The organism is Dryocola clanedunensis, assembly GCF_038405435.1.
GTDB classification, from domain to species: Bacteria; Pseudomonadota; Gammaproteobacteria; order Enterobacterales; family Enterobacteriaceae; genus Dryocola; species Dryocola clanedunensis_A.
Genome location: NZ_JBBYHZ010000134.1, coordinates 1 through 598, shown reverse-complemented (window position 1 = coordinate 598; position 598 = coordinate 1). Strand labels below are relative to the sequence as shown.

Annotated in this window: 2 protein-coding genes; one reads left to right on the top strand and one right to left on the bottom strand. The window is 67.1% G+C overall.

The annotated features are described in order from the left end of the window. A partial coding sequence (locus AAE045_RS23850; protein WP_455549777.1) for a fimbrial biogenesis chaperone occupies positions 1-200 on the top strand: 200 nt, incomplete at its 5' end. An 81-nt stretch (positions 201-281) separates the two neighbouring features. Here AAE045_RS23850 and AAE045_RS23845 read toward each other — a convergent pair. Next, positions 282-598: AIR synthase-related protein (locus tag AAE045_RS23845; RefSeq protein WP_455549776.1), on the bottom strand; the 317-nt coding region annotated here is incomplete at its 5' end.

Below are 598 nucleotides of genomic sequence, written 5' to 3'. Positions count from 1 at the left end.
GCAACCCCAGCGCCTACCACGTGACACTGAGCACGCTCACCCTGGCCGATGGCCGCAAGCTGGACGTGGACATGATCGCGCCGGGCACTGAGGTACGGTTGCCGTTGCCGCAGGGCACGACGATGCCGGCCACGGTGAGCTTCCAGTGGTTGGACGATTACGGCACGCCGCGCAACCACGATGCGCCCGTAGGCCCATGAGCACCGCACTCGTGCAACCTGGTTCCCGCGTCGCTTCGGCCTTTGGTGGCTGCGGGGCGGACGCTTACCTGTACGATGTGATCACGCGAAGTGCTGGTAGCCGCCGTCGGTGGCTTCACCATTCACCTGCACGCCTTGCCCGTCGACAATGCGGCCGATGCGGGTCAGTGGCAGGTCCAGTGATTCGGCCAGATAGTGCAGCGCGTCGCGCTGGTCGGCAGCGGCGGTGAAGCACAGTTCGTAGTCGTCGCCACCGCGCAGCGCGCACTCGCGTGCACCCTCGCGGCCGAGCAATTCGCGCAGGGAAGACGAGACCGGCAGCAGATCGGCGTCCACTTCGGCGCCCACACCACTGCGTGCAGCGATATGACCGAGGTCGGCCAGCAGGCCGTCGGACA